The 309-nt window shown below is 41.4% G+C and carries 1 protein-coding gene; it reads left to right on the top strand.

Features of this window, described 5'->3' with window-relative positions; genetic code table 11:
* The coding region (locus MTBPR1_RS18235) for an IS30 family transposase (RefSeq protein ID WP_205631246.1) at nt 1–279 on the top strand (279 nt) is incomplete at its 5' end.
* Nucleotides 280–309: the final 30 nt, after the last annotated feature.

Here is a 309-nt window from a genome sequence, read left to right as displayed (position 1 = left end):
CGAACTGAGTTTGCTTATCACTATCGCCTGACTGAGAAGCTGAACATAGAGATATTCTTTTGCGATCCTCATGCTCCATGGCAAAAAGGAGCTGTCGAAGTTTCTATTGCCAGGTTGAGACCTTATCTACCGAGAAAAACAAAGCTTGAAGACATCAATCAACATGACATTGACGAAATTATCCATCAACAAAATCATACCCCAAGGAAATGTCTTGGTTACAAGACACCCCATGAGGTATTTTGGGAGAACTTAAATACTGTTGCACTTCAACTGTGAATCTATCAGATGGTCTGCGCCAGAATGACG

This window comes from Candidatus Terasakiella magnetica, from assembly GCF_900093605.1.
Lineage (GTDB): Bacteria > Pseudomonadota > Alphaproteobacteria > Rhodospirillales > Terasakiellaceae > Terasakiella > Terasakiella magnetica.
This window is presented reverse-complemented; position numbering and strand designations above follow the sequence as displayed.